The sequence below is a fragment of the Amycolatopsis sp. NPDC004079 genome (assembly GCF_040610415.1).
Classification (GTDB): Bacteria; Actinomycetota; Actinomycetes; order Mycobacteriales; family Pseudonocardiaceae; genus Amycolatopsis; species Amycolatopsis halotolerans.
Genome location: NZ_JBEXMH010000081.1, coordinates 1 through 16,289 on the forward strand (window position 1 = coordinate 1; position 16,289 = coordinate 16,289).

14 protein-coding genes are annotated in these 16,289 nt (G+C 70.2%); 11 read left to right on the top strand and 3 right to left on the bottom strand.

Annotated features, from left to right (window positions below):
* The coding region (locus ABZX37_RS43330) for a peptide-methionine (S)-S-oxide reductase (protein ID WP_354749893.1) at positions 1–216 on the top strand (216 nt) is incomplete at its 5' end.
* Between the two features lie 2 nt (positions 217–218).
* The gene (locus ABZX37_RS43335; RefSeq protein ID WP_354749895.1) at positions 219–965 is read left to right on the top strand and encodes a DUF427 domain-containing protein; all 747 of its coding nucleotides are present in this window, start codon (positions 219–221) and stop codon (positions 963–965) included.
* Here ABZX37_RS43335 and ABZX37_RS43340 read toward each other — a convergent pair whose 3' ends face one another.
* Together ABZX37_RS43340 and ABZX37_RS43345 are read right to left on the bottom strand one after the other, a co-directional pair.
* On the bottom strand, positions 966–3,707 hold the full coding sequence (locus tag ABZX37_RS43340) for a WS/DGAT domain-containing protein (RefSeq protein WP_354749897.1): 2,742 nt from the start codon (positions 3,705–3,707) through the stop codon (positions 966–968).
* Positions 3,708–3,724: 17 nt separating this feature from the next.
* A complete protein-coding gene (locus ABZX37_RS43345) occupies positions 3,725–4,708 on the bottom strand; it encodes a DMT family transporter (RefSeq protein WP_354749899.1) in 984 nt (327 codons plus the stop codon).
* Between the two features lie 98 nt (positions 4,709–4,806).
* On the opposite strand from ABZX37_RS43345, the gene ABZX37_RS43350 reads away from it, so the two are divergent.
* Complete coding sequence (locus tag ABZX37_RS43350) at positions 4,807–5,472, top strand: VC0807 family protein (protein ID WP_354749900.1); 666 nt, start codon at positions 4,807–4,809, stop codon at positions 5,470–5,472.
* Positions 5,472–6,221, top strand: coding sequence for an SDR family NAD(P)-dependent oxidoreductase (locus tag ABZX37_RS43355; protein ID WP_354749902.1), 750 nt, complete (start codon positions 5,472–5,474; stop codon positions 6,219–6,221). The genes ABZX37_RS43350 and ABZX37_RS43355 overlap by 1 nt, the downstream gene beginning before the upstream one ends.
* 139 nt (positions 6,222–6,360) lie before the next feature.
* Here ABZX37_RS43355 and ABZX37_RS43360 read toward each other — a convergent pair whose 3' ends face one another.
* Positions 6,361–7,557, bottom strand: a complete 1,197-nt coding sequence (locus ABZX37_RS43360) for a helix-turn-helix domain-containing protein (RefSeq protein WP_354749904.1) — start codon at positions 7,555–7,557, stop codon at positions 6,361–6,363.
* 151 nt (positions 7,558–7,708) lie between these two features.
* Here ABZX37_RS43360 and hpnC point away from each other — a divergent pair, with 151 nt between their 5' ends.
* The 7 genes from hpnC to hpnH are packed head-to-tail and all read left to right on the top strand — an operon-like array spanning position 7,709 to position 16,169.
* Positions 7,709–8,575: a squalene synthase HpnC gene (hpnC, locus tag ABZX37_RS43365; RefSeq protein WP_354749906.1), complete on the top strand. Its 867-nt coding sequence runs from the start codon at positions 7,709–7,711 to the stop codon at positions 8,573–8,575.
* A complete protein-coding gene (gene hpnD / locus ABZX37_RS43370) occupies positions 8,572–9,432 on the top strand; it encodes a presqualene diphosphate synthase HpnD (RefSeq protein ID WP_354749908.1) in 861 nt (286 codons plus the stop codon). The genes hpnC and hpnD overlap by 4 nt, the downstream gene beginning before the upstream one ends.
* On the top strand, positions 9,429–10,766 hold the full coding sequence (hpnE, locus tag ABZX37_RS43375) for a hydroxysqualene dehydroxylase HpnE (RefSeq protein WP_354749910.1): 1,338 nt from the start codon (positions 9,429–9,431) through the stop codon (positions 10,764–10,766). Before hpnD ends, hpnE begins: the two co-directional genes overlap by 4 nt.
* Positions 10,763–11,794, top strand: a complete 1,032-nt coding sequence (locus tag ABZX37_RS43380; protein WP_354749912.1) for a polyprenyl synthetase family protein — start codon at positions 10,763–10,765, stop codon at positions 11,792–11,794. Before hpnE ends, ABZX37_RS43380 begins: the two co-directional genes overlap by 4 nt.
* Complete coding sequence (gene shc, locus ABZX37_RS43385; RefSeq protein ID WP_354749914.1) at positions 11,794–13,704, top strand: squalene--hopene cyclase; 1,911 nt, start codon at positions 11,794–11,796, stop codon at positions 13,702–13,704. Before ABZX37_RS43380 ends, shc begins: the two co-directional genes overlap by 1 nt.
* The gene (ispH, locus tag ABZX37_RS43390; protein WP_354749916.1) at positions 13,701–15,164 is read left to right on the top strand and encodes a 4-hydroxy-3-methylbut-2-enyl diphosphate reductase; all 1,464 of its coding nucleotides are present in this window, start codon (positions 13,701–13,703) and stop codon (positions 15,162–15,164) included. The genes shc and ispH overlap by 4 nt, the downstream gene beginning before the upstream one ends.
* Before the next feature lie 3 nt (positions 15,165–15,167).
* On the top strand, positions 15,168–16,169 hold the full coding sequence (hpnH, locus tag ABZX37_RS43395; protein WP_354749918.1) for an adenosyl-hopene transferase HpnH: 1,002 nt from the start codon (positions 15,168–15,170) through the stop codon (positions 16,167–16,169).
* Positions 16,170–16,289: the final 120 nt, after the last annotated feature.

A 16,289-nucleotide genomic window follows, 5' to 3' on the forward strand; every position in this document is an offset into this window, starting at 1 on the left:
TACTACACCACCGACGAGCAAAAACAGATCGCCGAAGACACCATCGCCGACGTCGACGCCTCCGGCCTCTGGCCCGGCAAAGTCGTCACCGAGGTGACCGCGGCGGGCGACTTCTGGGAAGCCGAACCGGAGCACCAGGACTACCTCCAGCGCTACCCGCACGGCTACACCTGCCATTTCCCGCGCCCCGGCTGGAAACTCCCGAAGCGCGGCTGACCATGACCGACTATCCAGCGGCGGCAGTCGAAACCGGGCAGGTGGAACCGGTCCCCCGGCGAGTGCGCGGAGTGCTCGCCGGGAAGACCATTGTGGACAGCACGCGGGCGAAATACGTCTGGGAATGGCCGTACTATCCGCAGTTCTACTTCCCGCTCGACGACGTTCTCTCCGGCGCGCTCGTCCCCGAGGACCAGACCGACGGCCCGGCCCGGCGGCACTCGCTCCGCGTCGGCGAGGTCGAAAAGCCTGCCGCCGCTTGGGTAAACGACTCTGTCCTGCCTGGACACGTCCGGTTCTCCTGGGACGCTTTGGACGCCTGGTTCGAAGAAGACGAACAGGTTTTCGTCCACCCGCGCAACCCGTATACGCGAGTGGACGCTTTGCGCTCGACCCGCCACGTCCGAGTAGCGCTCGACGGCGTGACTTTGGCGGAATCGTCGTCGCCGGTGCTGCTGTTCGAAACCGGCCTCCCGACGCGGTATTACTTCAACCGCACCGAAGTCGATTTCACGCACCTCGTCGCCGAGCCGGACATGGTCACCGCCTGCCCGTACAAGGGCGAGACGTCCGGCTACTGGTCCGTCCGCGTCGGCGACGTCCTGCACGAGCACCTCGCCTGGACCTACGCCTACCCGACCGCCGCGGTGCTGCCGATCGCTGGTTTGGTGGCGTTCTACAACGAGATGGTGGACATCGAGGTGGACGGCGAACTTCTCCCCCGTCCGCGCACGCACTTCTCCCAGTGACTACAACCGGCCGAACGCCTCGACGACCGCGGCCGCCAGCCGATCGCCGCGCTCCTCCTGTCCGGCGGGCACCGTGATGCAGACAGTGAACCGGTCCGCCCACGTCATGATGCCGACCGCGACCGGAACGCCCGGGGCGAGCGACAAGACCGGGTACACCGTGCGGACAAGCGCGCCGTTGAGCACCACCGGCGACCGCGCGCCGGGAAGCACCGAGGCGATGGCGCTGAACCACGTGCCGCGATAGACGAGCTTGGCCGCCCGGCGGTGCAGCGCCGGCGGCAGAATCCCGAGGACCCGCACGACCGCGTTGCCCGCACGGGGCGCGCCGTGCCCGACCTGGTCGGACAGCATCCGGTCCGTCGCCCGCACGCGCTCGGAGAGGGACATCGGCCCGGTCGGCAAGTCGATCGACGCCGCACCGGTGTGATTGCCGAGCTGACGGAAAGTCCCGGTGTCGCGGACCGACATCGGGATCAACACCCGAAGCTGCTCCGGCGCGGTTCCGCCCAGCTCGCGGTGCAAGGCCTCGGCTACTAGTGCGAGGACGAGGTTGGTCGTCGGGACCGCTGCCCGCCGCGCGGCTTTCCGCACCTCGGGAGCAGAGAGATGAGCGCGCGCGAAATGCCGTCGGGGGCTGTCGATCCGCTTGTCCCACCGGACCCGGGGCGCGGCACCGGCTCGGGCGAGGGCCCAGATGCCGCGGGCAAGATCGGCGGCTTGGCTGCGGGCTTTGCCGCTTGATCCGGGTTTCGGGTGCGCGGGCTTGGCGGCACCGGAACCCCCGGCCGATCCTGCTGGCCGATCAAGTCCGTGCCACGCGGGGCCTGTCACCCGAGCGAGCACCTCGCGTACCGGTGCCGCCAGCCCGGCAAGCCGCGCCCGCACCGCACTCCGCCCGGGTTGAGACCTGTTGCGCCCCAATGTGGCATTCGGTGCGCCAGACGCACCCAATGCGGCGTTCGGTGCGCCATCCATGCCCCCGCCACCACCTTCAACGGAGGCACTGCGCGCCGCTGGCTCACTCAACGCACCCAATGTGGCGTTGGGTGCGTTGAATGCACCCAATGTGGCGTTCGGTGCGTGAGATGCACCCAATGCCACATTGGGGCGGCTCCACCACCCCCTCCGCCGAGACCGAGACCGAGGCGCCGCCACCGGAACCAGCGGATCCTTCCCCCGAGCCTGCCCCACCAGCGCGCTGATCACCGCGATCCCGTCGCTCGCCGCGTGGTGCAACGCGATCAGCAACGCCCCCTGCTCCCCCTCGATCCCCGTCACCAGCCGCGCCCGCACCGGGCGTTCCGGGGACACCGGTTCCGAGAAGAACGCGTCCATCTCCCGCGTCAAAGCCGCGTCCAACGGCGCGTCCGGGCCGACCCGCGCCGACGTCAGCACATCCGAGGACGTCCGGCCCGGGTCCTCCTGCCAGCGCGCCCGCCACAATCCGCTGCCGGGCAGCAATCGCGTCCGCAAGCCGGGGGTCGCCGCCAGCAAATGCTCCGCGTCCGCGTGCGTAACCGGCGTGCCGTCCGGCTTCGGGTCGAACAGCAGCACCGCACCGACTTGCTGCGGCACCTCCGGAGTGGCCACGTGCACGAACAGCGCGTCCTCCGGCCGGAGCCGTCGCGTCGGCGGGTTCAGCGGCGCGGACGCCAGCGATTCCAGCGCCGCCCGCAACGGGGTGGCTGTCTCGCAATGCCGGGCGACAGCTTCCGCCATCTCCTTGAGGCGTTCCGGTTCAGCCAAGAGACCCCGTACTGTCTCCGCCAGCTCATCGTCCTTTGTGGACACTAGAGCGAGCCCCGCCGCGGCCATCAACCGGGCGTTGGCCTTGCCGTGCGCGGCGATCGGGTGATGCATCAGCACCGGCCGCCCGCAGGCCAGCGCCTCCAACGAAGTCGCGCCGCCCGCATTGGTCACCACGACGTCCGCCGCCAGTGTGTACAGCTCCGGCTGGTCCGTCCACCCGACGACGCGCAGCCGCGGTTCGTCCAGCGCCCGCAATCGGGCAGCCACCGCGTCGTTGCGCCCGCAGATCGCGATCGGCACGACCGACGGGTCCGCGGCCAGCAATTCCCGCACCGTCGTCTCGATTTCGCCGAAACCCAGCGACCCGCACGAAACCAGCGGGACGAACGCGTCCGGCGGCAGCTCCAGCTCCTGGCGCGCCGCCGGCTGGTCACCGGGGCGGAACACCGCGCGCACCGGCGGCGCGGACACCCCGACGTGCGCCGACGGCGACGAGCGCAGCGCGGGGGCGACCGCGACGTCGTGCATCACCATGGTGAGATCGGCCGCGCCGTAAACCCAGAACGGATGCGGCGCGAAGTCCGAAACCCACGCACCGAGCGGCACCGGGAGTTTTCCCTTGCGGCGCAGCCAGGCCAGGCCCGCGGTGCCCATCGGATACGTCGAAAGCACGAGGTCCGGCGCGAATTCGGCGACCGGTTTCGCGAGCCGCGCCCCGCACCACGAAGCAGTGAACCAGCGGGACGCGGCGGCGAACCACGGAATGCGCCAGATCGCGCCGTAAAAGAATTCGTAAAGCCAGGGCACGCTTTCCACATTGGCGACGTAAATCCGCTGGAAAAGGCTTTCGAAACCGGGGCCGAGCCGTTCGAGGGCGTTGAGCCACGAAACGGTCGCGTCCGGCCAGCGCTCGCGCACCGCGTCCTCGAGCGCGCGTCCCGTGGCGTTGTGCCCCTGCCCCATGTTCGCGGACACGATCAGCACGCGCACCGGCGCTTCCCCCTTCGCTAGCAAGCGGTCCCGGCGAGGCCGTACCCGTCGTCGGAATCCGAATCAGGTTGTTCGCCGGGCTCGTCCGGCGCGGTTTCCTCTTCGGCGGGCGGCATTTCCGATTCCGCCGACAAATGCGACGCGCGCGTGGACAGCAGCGCGATCCCGACCACGATCACCAGCCCGGCGAGCGCCTCGCCGAACAGCGCGAGCGGCCTCCCGTCGGCCGATTCGCCCATCCACGACAGCCCGATCGCGACGCCGACCAGCGGATCCAGCGCGGTGATGACGGCGAGCGCCGGCGTCAGGAACCGGCCCTGCTGGAACGTGTTCTGGCTCAACAGGAATCCCAGCGGCCCCACGACGCACACCAGATACAGCGTCCAGTGCCGGAACGGCTCGTCGATCCCGGCGCGGAACTGGCCCGCGACCACCTTCATCAACCCGGCGGTGAGGCCGTACAGCACGCCGGTGGCGACCGCCAGGCCGAGCACCCGCCAAGATCCGGAATTCGCTGACGCGGCAACAACAAGCGAGGCCAGCGTCAGCACGGCGAGCGCGATGCCGAGCGGCAGCAGGTCGCCGCCGCTGACGAGCGTCTCGCTGTTGCCGCTCGGCCGGGCGACGACGAGGAACGCGGCCAGCCCGGCCACGCACAGCAAGCCGCCGACACTCATCGTGCGGTCCGGACGGCGGCGTTCCAGCCGCGCGGACGCGAGCCCAGCGAACATGAGCGACGTCACGAGCAGCGGCTGGACCAGCAGCAACGGCCCGAACGCGAGCGCGACGAGCTGCAGGACGAGACCCAGGATGGTCGCGGCGATCCCGATGAGCCACAATGGGCGTCCGACGAGCCGCTTGAAGAGCGTCAGGTCGAGCGGTTTGCCGGTTTCCACTTCTTTGGTCGCCCTGGCCTGCGCTGCGCTCGCGAGTCCCATGCACGCCGCGCCGGCGACGGCGGCGGGGACAGCCACGACCAGCGACATCCCCGTAACTGTCACGGACTCTTCACCTCACACCGTCCCCATCCGCCGTGCTTATGCTCGAGCCTTGTCCGAGGCCGAGTCGCCCGGTTGGCACCGGAGGCAGCAGAACCCGCATGCGACACCCCCATACGATCGACCTCCCCTCGTTCCGCAACCTCGTCGTGGGCGGGGGCCGGCACCTGCTCGAGTCGACGCTGGTCCCGGCCGGCCTGTTCTATCTCCTGCTGACCCTGGTGAGCTTCGACAGCGGGGTCATCGCCGCGCTCTGCTGGTCGGTCGCCGTGATCGGCACCCGGCTGGCGCTGCGCAAGAAGATCCCCGCCGTGCTGCTGCTGACCACGGCTCTGCTGGTCGCGCGCACTGTGCTGGGCCTGGTCACCGGCAGCGCTTTCCTGTACTTCCTGCAGCCGACTCTACAGAATTTCCTCGTCGCCGGCCTGTTCCTGGTCTCCGCGCCGTTCAACAAACCGATTCTCGCGCGGCTCGCGGGCGATTTCTGCGCATTCCCCGAAACGCTGTCCGGGCATCCCGGAATGCGAAGGTTCTTCCAGCGCGTGTCCGTGCTGTGGGGGCTGGTGTTCGCGGTGAACGGCGGCGTGACGCTGCTGATGCTCGCGCGGGAAACCGTCGGCAGCTTCCTCATGGCGAGCACCGCGGGCTCGTACTCGCTCATCGGGCTGGCCATCGCCGGTTCGCTGTGGTGGTTCCGGCGTTCGCTGCGCTCGGCGGGCATCACGCTGCGCATGGGCCACCGGCCGGCCGCGCTGCCCGCCGCCTGATGGCCCGCACCGCACTCGTCACCGGCGCGTCGTCCGGCATCGGCGCCGCCACTGCCCGGCAACTCGCCCGCTCCGGCGTCCACGTGCTGCTGCACGGCCGGAACGAGGACCGGCTGGCCGCCCTCGCCAAGGAAACCGGCGGCACCGCGCTCGCCGCCGACCTCGCGGGCCCCGGCGCCGCGGCGGAACTCGCCGAACGCGCGCTGGCGATCACCGGATCGGTGGATCTGCTCGTCAACAACGCGGGCCTCGGCTGGGCCGGTCCCCTGCCGGAGCTGTCCGCGGAACGGCTGCGGCACCTGGTCGCGGTGAACCTGACCGCGCCGCTCGACCTGACCCGCGCGCTGCTGCCCGCGATGCTGGAGCGAAACCGCGGGCAGATCGTTTTCGTCTCGTCGATCGCCGGGCGCACCGGTGTCGCCGGAGAAGCGGTGTACGCCGCGGCGAAGTCCGGTGTGGACGCTTTCGCCGACAGCCTCCGATTCGAGTTGCACGGCACCGGAGTAACGGTCGGAATCGTAGTTCCCGGTGTGGTGCGCACAGAATTCTTCGAACGCCGCGGCCGTCCGTACACCCGCGGCACGCCCCGGCCGGTGAGTGCCGAACGCGTGGCCGCCGCCGTGCTGCGCGCCGCCGCGCATCCGGGTGACTACTACGTGCCGCGCTGGCTGCGCGTCCCCGTCGCGCTGCGCGGCGCCGCGCCCGGCCTGTACCGCGCGCTCGCGGCACGCTTCGGCGCCGAAAGCTGACGGTTCCACGCAGACCTCCTCCCCCGCGTACCTCGTGAGCGGCGATGTCCTGAAACTCAACAGCCGGTTCTCACCGGAATTGCCACTCACGAGACCCAAGCACGCCCCCAGCCCGACCGCATCAGGGAATCTCCCCCACTCACCCGGTTTCGTCCACCTCCCCAGGCGGCCCCCAGGCCAGCGCCAGCACCAGCGTCGCGCGCACGGCCGGGTCGTCCAGCGACGGCCCGAACAGGTCGTGCAGGCGGCCGAGCCGGTAGGACACCGTCTGCGGGTGGATGTGCAGATCCTCCGCCACCGCCTTGCGGTCGCCCAGATGCAGCAACCACGACGTGAGCGTGGTGGACAGGCGTTCCCGCGCGGATTCGTTCAGCTCGTCAAGCGGGGCAAGGGCTTGTCTTCGCAACACGTCGAGCAGCCGGTCGTCGCGGTGCACGATGATCGCGTCGAGATGCTCGTCGGCGAACACCGGATCGTCGCTGAGCAGGTGGTCGCGGCGCAGTCGCGCGGTCACCTCGGCGATGCGCAGGCTGGCCGGGAGCCGGTCGAGCGGCACCGTCGCGCCGACCACCGCGCCGCCGCCGCGCAGCGCGCGAGCCAGCCACGCACGCCTGCCCGGACCGCCGGGGTCCGGCACGATCGCCACGACCGCTCCAGGGCGACGCAGCCGCAGGCAGCTGTCTTCCAGGCGGAACACCAATTCCCGGCCGAGTTCGTTGTCGTCCTCCACCAGCACGACCGCGGCGTGCTTCGGCAACCGCCACTCCGCGCGCAGTGCGGCGGCGCGCACCGCGGCCTTGTCCGCACGGTCCGACAACAGCAGCGCGGTCAGTTCGTCGCGCAGCCGTTCCCGCGCGCGCACGGCGTCTGATTGTTCCTGCAGATACCCGCGCAGCGAGGATTCCGAAAGCTGGTCCACCAGAGCGAACACGGTGGTGGCGAGCGAGGCGAACAGTTCGGCGGGCACGTCGAGATCGAGCGCGGCTTCCGAAACGTGCCGCCACGCCACGCGCGCGCCCACCCGATAGGCGGACAGCAGACTCGTGACGCGCCTGCCCTGCTGGTATTGCGCGCGCCCGATTTCCTCGAACACCGTCTGCTCGACGCCGGACCCCAGTTCCGGCAGCCGCTCGTCGGGCTCGGCCGCCATGTCGATCAGCCGCCGGACGAATCCCGCGCTGGCGGCGACGAGGTCGGCCAGTTCTTCGGTCAGGAACTCCGCGTAGTCGGGGTGCTCGTCCGCGAGCTGGTCGCGGACCTCGTTGAGCATGGCGGGCAGCCGGCGGGTCACCACCGTCTCCAGTTCGTCAAGCCGGGTCACCTGATCTGGTCCCATGTGTCCGGGAGTCCTTCCGTCGCAGGCAGCGGTCCTCGGGTCGCTTCGGGACATCCTGTCCCCACTTTGGCCTCTCGTGCCAAGTCGAAGCCAGCGAAATTCGTCTTCCGGCGGCAGAAGCCGCCCGACCGGGGGCGCGACACTGGCGGGGATGAGATCGACGTCGGCAGTCCGTCACGCTCCGGATACGTCTGGCCTGCGAGCGAAACGGCGCGCGGAAAACTTCCCGGTGGCCCTTCGGGTGCTGCCGGAAAAGCTGCGCGCCGACCTCGTCGCGGTCTATTCCGTCGCGCGCACTGTGGACGATCTGGGCGACGAGGCCGAGGGCGACCGGGTCGCGCAGCTCAAAGTTTTCTCGGCGGAACTGTCCGCGGCGTTCGGCGACGGGGAACCGGAAGATCCCGCTGTCCGTGGACTTCTCCCGGCGATCCGGGCGGGACGGCTGGCCGAGGAACCGTTCCAGCGGCTGGTCCAGGCGAACATCCAGGACCAGGAGGTGCACCGTTATCCGGTGTTCGCGGACTTGCTGGCGTACTGCCAGCTTTCCGCCGACCCGGTCGGGCGCATCGTGCTCGACCTGCTCGGAGTGGACGATCCGGCCGCACGGATGCTGTCCGACCGGATCTGCACCGGGCTGCAACTGGTGGAGCACTGGCAGGACGTCGGCGAGGACTACCGCAACGGGAGGGTCTACCTGCCGGGGGAGGATCTCGCCGAGTTCGGCGTCGCCGAGGAGGAATTGGGCGCCGCGCACGCGTCGCCGGAGATGAAAGCGCTGATGCGGTGGGAAACCGGCCGCGCCGCCGCCCTGCTGGGCGGCGGCGCGGATTTGCTGGGGCGCCTGTCCGGCTGGGGGCGGTTCGCGGTGAGCGGCTTCCTCGCCGGCGGGCTCGCGACGGTCGACGCGCTGCACGCGAGCGGCGGCGACGTGCTGTCCGCACCGGTCCGGCCGAGCCGGACCGGACTGCTGAGTTGGCTGGGGTGGCTGCAAGTCGGCACGAGGAGGCGGTCCGGATGACGACAGTGGACGAGGCCTACGCGCACTGCGCGGCGGTCACGAAAGAACAGGCACGCAACTTCTACTACGGAATCCGGTTGCTGCCGCCGGACAAACGCGCGGCGCTGTGCGCGGTGTACGCGCTGGCCCGGATCATCGACGACATCGGCGACGACACCGCGGCGTCCGCCGAGGCGAAGCTGCAGGGGCTCGCCGGGGTGCGGAAATCGCTCGGCGACCTGTCCGCGACCACCGATCCGGTGTACGTCGCGGTCGCCGACGCGGCGCGCCGGTACCCGATTCCGCTGGGCGCGTTCGAGGAATTGCTCGACGGCGTCGAAATGGACGTGACCGGGCGCGAGTACGTGCGGTTCGAGGAACTGGTCGAGTACTGCCGGTGCGTGGCGGGTTCGGTCGGGCGGCTGTGCCTCGGCGTGTTCGGCAGCCGTCCGGAGCCGAACGCGCCGGTGTACGCCGACGAGCTGGGGATTGCCTTGCAGCAGACCAATATCCTCCGCGACATCCGCGAGGACCTGCTCAACGGACGGGTGTATCTGCCCAAAGAGGACCTCGACCGGTTCGGCGTCGAGCTGTCCGTCGGCCCGGACGGGAAGCTGGCCGACCCCGAAGGCGGGCTCGCCGCGCTGATCCACGACAGCGCCGCGCGGGCCCGCGACTGGTATTCCCGGGGTCTTCGCCTGGTGCCCTCTTTGGACGGTCGCAGCGCCGCGTGCTGCACCGCGATGTCCGGCATCTACCGGACCCTGCTGGACCGGATCGACGAGCAGCCCGCGCGCGTGTTCGACCGGCGGCTTTCGTTGTCCGGCCGGGAAAAGGCGGTGGTGGCGTTCCGGGCGCTGACCGGGATCGGCCGATGACCGCGCCGGTCGCGGTGGTCGGCGGCGGGCTCGCGGGCATCGCCGCCGCGCTCGCCTGCGCCGACGCCGGACGGCCGGTGACGCTGTTCGAAGCGCGGCCGTACCTGGGCGGGCTCACGCATTCGTTCGCTCGCGGCGAGCTGCGAGTCGACAATGGACAGCACGTGTTCCTCCGCTGCTGCACGGCTTATCGCGCGCTGCTCGACCGGCTCGGCGTCGCCGATCGGGTGACGCTGCAACCGAGGCTGGAGATCCCGATCCGCCTGCCGGGCGCGACCGAGCCGACCTGGCTGCGACGCGACGACCTGCCCGCTCCCCTGCACCTGGCCACCTCGTTGCTGCGCTACGACCCGCTCCGTCCGCTCGACCGGGCCCGGTTCGCGCTCGCCGCGCTCGCGTTGCGGCGGGTGGACCCGAAGGCGGATCGCACGGATCGCCAGTCCTTCGGAGAATGGCTGCGGCGGCACGGTCAAAGCGCGGCGGCGATCGAAGCGTTGTGGGATTTGGTCGGCGTGGCAACGCTGAACGCGACCGCCGACGACGCGTCGCTCAGTCTCGCCGCGACAGTGTTTCAGGAAGGTCTTCTCACCGATCCGGCCGCCGCCGACATCGGATGGTCGCTGGTCCCGTTGCGGGAACTGCACGGCGACCCGGCACGCGAACGGTTGCTCGAGGCCGGGGCGGACGTCCGGGTCGGCACGAAGGTGCGCGCGATCAGCGAAGGCTGGCAGGTGAGCACCGACCGCGGCGAGGAAACGTTCAGCCAGGTCATCCTGGCCGCTCCTCCGCCGGTGACCGAACAGCTCGCGCCCGCCGGGGCGATCGGGCTGCCGCCGGGCTGGTCCGGCGGGCTCGGCAGCTCGCCGATCGTGAACGTGCACGTGGTGCTCGACCGGAAGGTGCTCGACGAACCGTTCGTCGCGGGCGTGCGCACGCCGGTGCAGTGGGTGTTCGACCGAACGCGACAGTCCGGTTTGGACTCCGGGCAGTACCTCGCGATGTCGTTGTCCGCCGCGGACGCGCAGATCGACCTGCCCACTGCGAAACTGCGCGAGCAACTTCTGCCCGAACTGCTGACACTGCTGCCCGAGGCGCGCGGCGCGCGGGTACTCGACTTTTTCGTCACCCGCGAGCGGCACGCGACGTTCCGGCCCGGTCCCGGCACCGCCTCGTTGCGCCCGCCCGCGCGCACCGCCTTGCCCGGGCTGTACCTGGCGGGTGCGTGGACCGCGACCGGATGGCCCGCGACGATGGAGGGCGCCGCGCGCAGTGGTGCGGCTGCGGCCGCCGCCCTTCTTCAGCACAACGGCAAGAGGGAGGGAGTCGGAGCATGACGACCGAGGTATTTTCCACCGAGAGGACAACATCAGCGGTGCCGCCGGTGCTCGGCAGCGCCCGCGACGTCGTGCAGCCCGCGTTGCGCGCCGCCGTCGACCGGCTGGACGACACCAGCCGCGCGATCAGCGCCTACCACCTCGGCTGGACCGACCCGAACGGCGTGCCGGTGCAAGGCAACGGGGGCAAGGCCGTGCGCTCGGCGCTCGCCGTGGTGTCCGCGCGGGCCGCGGGCGCGCCGGTGGAGGTCGGCGTGCCCGGAGCGGTCGCGGTGGAGCTGGTGCACAACTTCTCGCTCGTCCACGACGATCTGATGGACGGCGACACCGAGCGCCGCCACCGGCCGACGGTGTGGGCGCTGTGGGGCGCGGCGAGCGCGATCCTGACCGGGGACGCGATGCTCGCGCTCGCCCAGGAAGTGGTGCTGGACAGCGGTTCCCCGCATGCCGTGCCCGCCGGTCGGTTGCTCACCGAGACGACGCGACGGCTCATCCACGGCCAGTTCCTGGACGTCGCGTTCGAGCAGCGGGACGACGTCGCGCTCGCCGAGTGCGTGACGATGGCCGCGGGGAAAACCGGCGCGCTGCTGTCCGCCAGCGCCGCGATCGGGGCGGTGCTGGCCGGTGCGCCCGCCGAGGTGGTCGACGCGCTGTCGGTGTTCGGCGAGGAGATCGGACTGGCGTTCCAGCTCGTCGACGACGTGCTCGGGATCTGGGGCGACCCGGCGGTCACCGGGAAATCGGTGTACTCCGACCTGCGGGCGCGCAAGAAGTCGCTGCCGATCACCTACGCGACCACGCACGGCGGCGCGGCGGGCCGCCGGTTGGCGGAGTGGCTGGCCGGGGACGACGACACCGACCTCGCGCGGATCGCCGCCCTGGTGGACGACGCGGGCGGCCGCCACTGGGCCACCGCCGAGGCGGCACGGCACGTCGCCACCGCCGAGCGGGCGCTGGCCGCCATCCCGTCCGGCCCGCGCGCCGACCTCGTCTCGATCGCCCGCTTCATCGCCGGAAGGGAAGCGTGATGACCCGGACCGTCCCCCGGACCTCCACCTCCGCGCCCGCCGCGCGCACCGCCGCCGGCACGGTCGCTTCAGCGGTCGAGTTCCTGCGCCGCGAGCAGGACCGCGCCGGATGGTGGAAGGGCGAACTCGCCACCAACGTCACGATGGACGCCGAGGACCTGCTGCTCCGGCATTTCCTCGGCATTCTCACCCCGCAGATCGCCGAGGAGTCCGCCCGCTGGATCCGCTCGCAGCAGCGCGCCGACGGCACCTGGGCGAACTTCCCGGACGGCCCGGCCGACCTGTCCACGACGGTCGAGGCGTGGGTCGCGCTTCGGCTGGCCGGCGACCCGGCGGACGCGCCGTGGCTGGCGTCGGCCGCGGACTACATCCGCGACCACGGCGGGATCGAGGCCACGCGGGTGTTCACCCGGATCTGGCTCGCGATGGTCGGCCAATGGTCCTGGGACGAGCTGCCGAGCCTGCCGCCGGAGCTGATCTTCCTGCCGTCGTGGTTCCCGCTCAACGTCTACGACTTCGCCTGCTGGGCCCGGCAGACCGTCGTGCCGCTGACCATCGTCGGCACGCTGCGCCCGGTGCGGAAGCTGCCCTTCGAGGTTTCCGAGCTGCGCACCGGGAAGCGACCGCCCAAGACGCGCGCACCGTGGACGTGGGACGGCGTGTTCCAGAACCTCGACACCGCGCTGCACGCGTACGCGAAGCTGCCGCTCAACCCGGTGCGCAAGCTCGCTCTCAACCAAGCGGCGGAATGGATACTGGCGAGGCAGGAGGCCGACGGTTCGTGGGGCGGGATCCAGCCGCCGTGGGTGTACTCGATCCTCGCGCTGCACCTGCTCGGCTACCCGCTCGACCATCCCGCGCTCAAGGCCGGGATCGCCGGGCTGGACGGGTTCACCATCCGCGAGAAGACCGATCAGGGCTGGGTGCGGCGGCTCGAAGCGTGCCAGTCGCCGGTGTGGGACACCGCGTTGGCGATGACCGCGTTGCTCGACGCGGGTGTCTCCCCTGGCGACGAATCCCTGGTCCGCGCGGCCGATTGGATGCTCGGTGAGGAAATCCGGGTGTCCGGCGACTGGGCGGTGCGGCGGCCTTCGCTGCGGCCGGGCGGGTTCGCATTCGAGTTCGCCAACGACGGCTATCCGGACACCGACGACACCGCCGAGGTGGTGCTCGCGCTGCGGCGGATGGGCAAACCGGATCACCTGCGGATCCGGGAGGCGGTCGACCGGAGCGTGGCTTGGCTGGAGGGAATGCAGTCGAGCGACGGCGGGTGGGGCGCGTTCGACGCGGACAACACACAGGTGCTGGCGACTCGCCTGCCGTTCTGCGATTTCGGCGCGGTCATCGATCCACCGTCCGCCGACGTGACCGCGCATGTGGTGGAAATGCTGGCGGCGGAAGGGAAATCCGACACGCGCGAATGCCGACGCGGGGTGCGGTGGCTGCTGGACAACCAGGAGGACGACGGCTCGTGGTTCGGCCGCTGGGGCGCGAATTACGTGTACGGAACCGGTGCGGTGGTGCCCGCGTTGGTGGCCGTCGGAATTCCCGGGACTTCGCCGCGGATCCGGCGTGCGGTGAAGTGGCTGGCGGAGCACCAGAACGCCGACGGCGGATGGGGCGAGGACCTACGGTCGTACGACGATCGGGCGTGGGCCGGACGCGGTGATTCGACGCCGTCGCAGACCGCGTGGGCTTTGCTGGCGCTGCTCGCCGCTGGCGAGCGGGAGTCCGAAGTGGTCACTCGGGGCGTCGAATGGCTGTGCGAGCGGCAGCGTCCGGACGGCGGCTGGGACGAGGACAAGCACACCGGAACCGGGTTCCCTGGCGACTTCTACCTGTCGTATCACCTGTACCGCGTGGTGTTCCCGCTGTCCGCACTCGGCCGGTATGTCCGGGGCGGGTCATGACACCGATCGTCTGCACCCCGTTGCGGATCGAGCAGGTCGCGTTGCGCGGTCTGCGGACGGTCCACACTGGACTCGGGCCTCGCCGGGCCGCTGCCGCTGCGGCCCGGCTCCCGTCTGGGCCGCGAATCGTGGCGGGGGTCGGCGGCGGGCTCACCCCGGAGGTACGGCCGGGGGACGTTGTGGTCGCCACCGAAGTGCGCGGTCCTTCGGGCGTGGTGCCGGTGCCGTCCGCACCGTTGCTGGCGGGTGCATTGCGGCGGCTTGGGCTCACTGTCCATCTCGGACCGGTCGTTGACAGCTCTCATGTGGTGCGGGAGCGGGAACGGGCTTCGTTAGCGGCTAGCGGCGCGCTGGCTGTCGATATGGAGTCCGCGTGGCTTGCTACCAGCGGCGAACCGTTCGCGGCGGTCCGGGCCATTGTGGACACTGCCGGTGCGCCGCTGTTTCACCCTTCCACGGTCTCCAATGGACTCGCCGGGTTGCGGAGTTTGCGTCGAGCCGCTCCCGCGCTCACCGCGTGGACCGAGGCAGTGGGTCCGCGAACGGTCGTCCTGGCCAGCCCGCGATCGTTCTGTGCCGGGGTGGAGCGGGCGATCGAGATCGTCGAGCGGGCGCTGGAGAAGCACGGTGCGCCGGTGTACGTGCGCCGTCAGATCGTGCACAACACCCATGTGGTGCATCGGCTGCAGGGGCGCGGCGCGGTGTTCGTCGACGAGGTGGAGGAAGTTCCGGAAGGCTCGACGCTCGTGTTCGCCGCCCACGGGGTTTCCCCGGCGGTTCGGCGTGCCGCAGTCGATCGTGGACTGTCTGTTGTGGACGCGACATGCCCGTTGGTCACCAAGGTGCACAACGAAGTCCGTCGTTACACCGGTCGCGGCGAGACGGTATTCCTCATTGGACACGCCGAGCACGAGGAAGTCGAAGGCACCGTCGGAGAAGCGCCGGACAACGTCGTGGTCGTCGGCGATGTCGCAGCAGCTCGGACGGCCACCGCGCGCGACCCGTCCCGGACCGCCTACACCATGCAAACCACCCTGGCGCTCGACGAGGCCGAGGAGATCGCGTCCGTGCTGCGCGAACGATTCCCCGGCCTTTCCGCGCCGCGCAAGGACGACATCTGCTACGCCACCACCAACCGGCAGCAGGCCCTGCGCGCGATCGCGCACGAAGTAGACCTGGTGCTGGTGGTCGGTTCCGGGAATTCGTCCAACTCGCGCCGGCTGGTGGAAGTCTCCGAACGCGAGGGAACCCCGGCGGTGCTGGTGGACGGATGCGGCGACATCGACCTGCGCCAACTCGCCGGCGCCGGGCGGATCGGGCTCACCGCGGGTGCGTCGGCACCGCCGCATCTCGTGACCGAAGCGGTCGAAGCCCTGCGCGGATTGGGACCGGTCAGCGTCGCGGAAAACACGCTGACGGAGGAAGAAATGACGTTCACCCTACCTCGGGAGGTGCTCTGAGCGATGGCCATGCCGTTGCGCCAGTCTCTTCGGCTGGGCGGTTATCTGATGAAGCAGAAGCTGCTGCGCAAGGAGAAATTCCCGCTCCTGGTCGAGCTGGAACCGCTCTTCGCGTGCAATCTCAAATGCGGCGGCTGCGGCAAGATCGCGCAGCCGCACACCCTGCTGAAACAGCGGATGCCGGTGGAGCAGGCGGTCGGGGCGATCGAGGAAAGCGGCGCGCCGATGGTGTCGATCGCGGGCGGCGAACCGCTGATGCACCCGCAGATCGACGAGATCACCCGGCAGCTGCTCGACCGCGGCAAGATCATTTTCCTGTGCACCAACGCGCTTCTGCTGCCCAAGCACATCCACAAGTTCAAGCCGCACCGCAATTTCGCGTGGATGGTGCACATCGACGGCCTCGAAGAACGGCACGACGCGTCGGTGCGCAAGGAAGGCGGTTTCCAGGCGGCGGTCGACGCGATCAAGCTCGCCAAGGAAAAGGGCTTCCGGGTGATGACGAACACGACGTTCTTCACCGGGGACACCCCGCAGGACGTCATCGACGTGCTCGACTACCTCAACGACCTCGGCGTCGACAACATGCAGATCTCGCCGGGGTACGCGTACGAAAAGGCCCCGGACCAGGACCACTGGCTCGGCGTGCAGCAGACCCGGGAACTGTTCGCCAAGGCCTTCGGCGGCGGCAACCGGAAACGCTGGCGGCTCAACCATTCGCCGGTGTTCCTCGATTTCCTCGAGGGCAAACGCGACCTGGAATGCACGCCGTGGGGCATCCCGTCGTATTCCCTGCTCGGCTGGCAGCGCCCGTGCTACCTGCTGGACGACGGCTACGCGAAGACGTACCGGGAACTCATCGAAACCACCGAATGGGAGAACTTCGGCCGAGGCAAGGACCCGCGCTGCGCCAACTGCATGGCCCACTGCGGCTACGAACCCACCGCGGTGATCGCGACGCTCGGCTCGCTCAAGGAATCCGTCCGGGCCGCCGTCGGACACTGACCCACGGTACGTGAGGGGAACCCTCACGGACTCTGATTCCCTCAGGGTTCCCCTCACGTACCGCGCAAAGGGGTTTGCTCGCCCAGCGTGGGACGTGTCATGATGACTCCATGCGTACGC

What these genes read in the sequence shown, in the direction of transcription:
- ABZX37_RS43335 (WP_354749895.1), top strand. Translation starts at nt 219, where the DNA reads ATGACCGACTATCCAGCGGCGGCAGTCGAAACCGGGCAGGTGGAACCG.
- hpnE (WP_354749910.1), top strand. Translation starts at nt 9,429, where the DNA reads ATGACCGCGCCGGTCGCGGTGGTCGGCGGCGGGCTCGCGGGCATCGCC.
- hpnD (WP_354749908.1), top strand. Translation starts at nt 8,572, where the DNA reads ATGACGACAGTGGACGAGGCCTACGCGCACTGCGCGGCGGTCACGAAA.
- ABZX37_RS43380 (WP_354749912.1), top strand. Translation starts at nt 10,763, where the DNA reads ATGACGACCGAGGTATTTTCCACCGAGAGGACAACATCAGCGGTGCCG.
- ispH (WP_354749916.1), top strand. Translation starts at nt 13,701, where the DNA reads ATGACACCGATCGTCTGCACCCCGTTGCGGATCGAGCAGGTCGCGTTG.
- ABZX37_RS43350 (WP_354749900.1), top strand. Translation starts at nt 4,807, where the DNA reads ATGCGACACCCCCATACGATCGACCTCCCCTCGTTCCGCAACCTCGTC.
- ABZX37_RS43355 (WP_354749902.1), top strand. Translation starts at nt 5,472, where the DNA reads ATGGCCCGCACCGCACTCGTCACCGGCGCGTCGTCCGGCATCGGCGCC.
- shc (WP_354749914.1), top strand. Translation starts at nt 11,794, where the DNA reads ATGACCCGGACCGTCCCCCGGACCTCCACCTCCGCGCCCGCCGCGCGC.
- hpnH (WP_354749918.1), top strand. Translation starts at nt 15,168, where the DNA reads ATGGCCATGCCGTTGCGCCAGTCTCTTCGGCTGGGCGGTTATCTGATG.
- ABZX37_RS43360 (WP_354749904.1), bottom strand. Translation starts at nt 7,557, where the DNA reads ATGGGACCAGATCAGGTGACCCGGCTTGACGAACTGGAGACGGTGGTG.
- hpnC (WP_354749906.1), top strand. Translation starts at nt 7,709, where the DNA reads ATGAGATCGACGTCGGCAGTCCGTCACGCTCCGGATACGTCTGGCCTG.